General features: G+C 50.1%; 5 protein-coding genes. 4 read left to right on the top strand and 1 reads right to left on the bottom strand.

What is annotated here, in order from left to right; all coding sequences use genetic code 11:
* Both A0129_RS15530 and A0129_RS15525 read left to right on the top strand, forming a co-directional pair.
* Window positions 1-303 (top strand): hypothetical protein (locus tag A0129_RS15530; protein ID WP_291716293.1); only part of this gene is annotated, 303 nt, incomplete at its 5' end.
* Window positions 284-535 carry a PAS domain-containing protein gene (locus A0129_RS15525; protein ID WP_291716292.1) on the top strand — a complete coding sequence of 84 codons (252 nt, stop codon included), beginning with the start codon at window positions 284-286 and terminating at the stop codon, window positions 533-535. The genes A0129_RS15530 and A0129_RS15525, both read left to right, overlap by 20 nt.
* A gap of 122 nt (window positions 536-657) precedes the next feature.
* On the opposite strand, the gene A0129_RS15520 is transcribed toward A0129_RS15525, so the two are convergent.
* Entirely contained in the window at window positions 658-1,146 is a 489-nt protein-coding gene (locus tag A0129_RS15520; RefSeq protein WP_291716291.1) for a hypothetical protein, read from the bottom strand.
* 245 nt (window positions 1,147-1,391) lie between these two features.
* On the opposite strand from A0129_RS15520, the gene A0129_RS15515 reads away from it, so the two are divergent.
* Both A0129_RS15515 and A0129_RS15510 read left to right on the top strand, forming a co-directional pair.
* The gene (locus tag A0129_RS15515) at window positions 1,392-2,066 is read left to right on the top strand and encodes a LuxR family transcriptional regulator (protein WP_291716290.1); all 675 of its coding nucleotides are present in this window, start codon (window positions 1,392-1,394) and stop codon (window positions 2,064-2,066) included.
* Window positions 2,067-2,102: 36 nt separating this feature from the next.
* The coding region (locus A0129_RS15510; RefSeq protein ID WP_291716289.1) for an ATP-binding protein at window positions 2,103-3,832 on the top strand (1,730 nt) is incomplete at its 3' end.

The following is a 3,832-nucleotide window of genomic DNA, read 5'->3' as shown; positions in this document are numbered from 1 at the left end:
AACGTCAGCTTTGTAAACCGAAACGCAAAAACCTTGCTGCAAAAAGACAAAGAACTTTTTGTACACGCAACGCCTTTGACTGAATTGATTCCTGATCTCGACAAAAACCAGTTTGCAACATTGCTGGAAGGTGTCAATCAGGTGGGTTTCTCGAAGTCAGTCGAACAGTTTGTAGGGTTCATCAAGCGCTGGATCTCGCTGCGTGTTTTCAAATCAGGCACGGGGTATATCATCCTGATCAAAGACATCACCAAACGAAAAAAACCAAAGCAGCGATTTGTACATGTTGAACTCAGCGATTGAGCAAATTCGCGAAGTCATCATGGTCACGAATGACATTCGCAACACCAAAGATCCCTTTGGCCTGTTGTACGTGAACTCTGCATTCGAGACCTTCGTCGGCCAGGCACGGGACAAATGGTTAGGACGCAACCCCTACCATTTGATTCATGGCCGCATACCAACCAGACACTATCGTCAGTTGCTTGTCGGGTTCTTAAGCCATCAAAAAAATTCTCGTGAAAACCGAATATGAGATCAGCCCTGACAAAAAGGTGCCTTGCGACATTTTGATTTCACCGTTTCTGGACACTGCACGCAACGCGCCCTGTTTTCTGATTGTATTTCGGGTTTTTGAAAACTGATCTAGAAATGAAGTCAGGCCAGTGTGGCGCCGAGACGGGAATGCTGAGTGCGAGGTGCGAACACCATGGCGTGAATGGTTTTTACCAGATTGGTCATGGTTTCGGCAGTGTCTTTGCGCAAAAACCGGGCTGGTTGCAAAGCGTCTGAGCGATGCTCCGCGAGGCTTTCTGCCAGCTCGAGGCTTTCGAGATTGCAAGACATGTAAGACACAGGCACTGCGTTCACATACCTGCTGTAAAACACCAGGATATCTTGCAAATCGTCGTGTGCATTGTCCGGGAAATGAAGATCGGACAACACAGCGGAAGGCAAAGGTCTTAAGCCGCGTTCCGCCTGATCAAATGCGGCACGAATATCACCAAAGCGTTCAAACACGGTCAGCGAAATGGACAGGTAGGTCACCTTGGCGATTTCCTCAATCGCCTCTTCCACCACAAGCCGGTAGAACGGTGAATCCTCAGCGACCCAGACTTCCAGTGGTTTTGATTCCGACTCACTCACAACATTCACCCGGCCAAACGGCATTTAGACTCAATGCCATAAGGTTAGTGGATCGCCGGGATGCCGCTATCAACACAAAGAGACCCCCCCCTATTTGAGGGAGAAATCATTTCGTACCCGCACGCTTCAAATGAAGCCATCCTCCAAATGAAGGGGCATCGCTTCGAGGGTTCACACGTAACATGATTTGAGCATATCGGTAATACCGGTTTTTATTTCTGGCAAACGAATTGGGAGGTTGCCGAATGAACCCCAACGCTGTACTTTTGATTGAAGATCATCCACTGGTGTCCATGATGCTGGCTGACATGCTGACCGAGCATGCACCAGACCTGAGCGTGCTCAAAGTGCCCACCATCCAAGCGAGTGAGCAACACATCCATGAGAACCCACGTCTTGTCATATTTGATCTGAACCTGCCTGACTGCGAAGGGGTAAATTCTGCCCAGCGCGTGCGCGATCTGTTTCCGTTCTCGCAACTGCTGGCATTTACGGGTACGACACACAATGACATCCTCCAGGAACTGGACGAGATGGAAATTCCCTGTGTTCGTAAATCTGCTGACTACCATGAACTGCTGGACGCGGTCATGAAAGGTCTGATGGCCACTGGCGTAAGCTGCCAGGAAGGAATGAATGCGGACAAAATGAAGTCCAAAAACGAGTTTCAGTCCAACATTATTGCGCCGGGTTCAAAAAAGCCGCTGACCTGGCGACAGGTTGAGATCATGCGCCGCATTGCTGTCGGCATGACTGCAAAAGAAGCTGCCCGCGACATGAACTTGAGTCCTGAGACAGTTCGCGCCCACATGCGTGAAGTCCTTGTTAGACTAGGCGCACAGAATCGCGCCCATGCCGTGTCAATTTTTACCAAGGCAGAGCGACAATCGCGTTTACTTGAAGAATCGCAAAGTCACTGAACCAGGGCCGAACAATTCCAATAACAAGGCTGGCCCATGAAACTGACCCTGCTGATTCGAATATTTGGTCTACTCATTCTGGTGTTCTCGGTATTCGGCATCGGTGTGAAAAGTATTTCAATTCACCAGCAGACAGTTCAAGAAGATTATTACCAAGCCTGGGCCTCTGACGAAGCCATTCTGACCCGCACGCTTGCCGAGTTCGAAGCTATGCGAAAGCTGGTATTGCTGTACGCAGCCAGTCGCAACCCGGAATACATCAACCACTACCTTGACATTGTGGGTCTGCACAACGGTAGCCGCATTTACACCACCGATGTAGAAGCCGACTACTGGGTTGATATCATCACCGGACAGAACAAAGACTCTGCCGTGTCGTGGGGAATTGGGCAAAACCTCAGTGAAAGACTTTACTCACTGAGATTCATCGCTGAAAACGAGCCGGCGATTGAACGAATCCTCGACTTGCGCCATCAACTCGAGAAAAACGAACTCAGCGCCTTCGCCAGTGGTATTACCCGCTTTGTTGACAAACGCGAGGGCGAGTACCTGTCGCCACCCGAAGTCAAGGAAACATTCGGTGTGTTGTTTGACCGCGAACACATTGAACTGACCAATGCATTGTCTGCGGAATTGTCCTCATTCATTGCACGCGAAAAAAGCCGCTACCTCGGTCTGATCGACGCCTCCCGCAAAGAACTGACTTACAGCGTTTATCTTGATGTGGTGTTCACCCTGTTGTTCCTGCTGGGTCTGTTCGTCGGTTTGGTGTCCATCAAGAAAAAAGTGATCGACCCGATCAATTCGCTTTACAACGCCAGTGAAGAAATCATGAAGGGCGATTACACCGTGCGCGTCAACAACCGCACGGGTTCCCATGAAATCAACTTGTTGATTCGCGCATTCAACCGAATGATTCGTTCATTCCAGCGCGACCTCGAGAAAAGCGAACGTGTGAAACAAGCGCTTGAAGAAGTCAGCTTGGCCAACGTCGAGAAAGAACGGGCGAAAAACGAGTCGAGAATCAAGAGCTCGTTCCTGGCCAACATGAGCCACGAAATTCGCACGCCCATGAATGCGATTCTCGGCATGACCGCACTGACACTGAAAACTGATCTGAACGAGAAACAGAAAGACTACCTCACCAAAATTCAACTGTCGGGCGACAACCTGCTTCACTTGCTCAACAGCATTCTGGACCTGTCAAAAATCGAATCCGACATGTTCAAGCTGGAGCAGCGCCCATTCCGCCTTGATGATGTGCTGGAGGAAGTCTTTGGCACCTTGGGCAACTCGGCGCTGGACAAGAACATTCGCCTGCTATACACACTGCAAGGAAAAGGACTGCAATCCACCCTGAACAGACTGGTTGGCGATTCTTTGCGCGTCGGTCAAATTCTGAAGAACCTGATTGGCAACGCCATCAAGTTCACCAGCGAAGGACACATCAATCTCACGGTGAAAGTACTCAAGCAACTTGACGACCAGGTCACCCTGCAGTTCAGTGTCAGCGACACGGGCATTGGTATGAGCAAAGACCAGTTGCAACGCGTGTTTGACAAGTTCACACAGGCTGATTCAAGCACCACTCGAATGTTCGGTGGCAGCGGCTTGGGGCTAAGCATCGCCAAAGAACTGGTACACCTGATGGAGGGTGATATTCATGCCCATTCCACACCAGGACGCGGCTCGGTGTTTTATTTCACATTAAACCTGAAGACCCAGGAAGCGGAAGCACCTGCACGCAATCCGAATTTGCTGCATGG

This window comes from Limnobacter sp. CACIAM 66H1 (assembly GCF_001601825.1).
Lineage (GTDB): Bacteria > Pseudomonadota > Gammaproteobacteria > Burkholderiales > Burkholderiaceae_B > Limnobacter.
The sequence above is the reverse complement of the archived record's forward strand: the minus strand, read 5'-3'. Positions and strand labels throughout refer to the sequence as shown.

Bases quoted from the DNA above. Each gene is read 5' to 3' on its own strand.
- A0129_RS15525 (WP_291716292.1), top strand. From the start codon at position 284: ATGTTGAACTCAGCGATTGAGCAAATTCGCGAAGTCATCATGGTCACG.
- A0129_RS15515 (WP_291716290.1), top strand. From the start codon at position 1,392: ATGAACCCCAACGCTGTACTTTTGATTGAAGATCATCCACTGGTGTCC.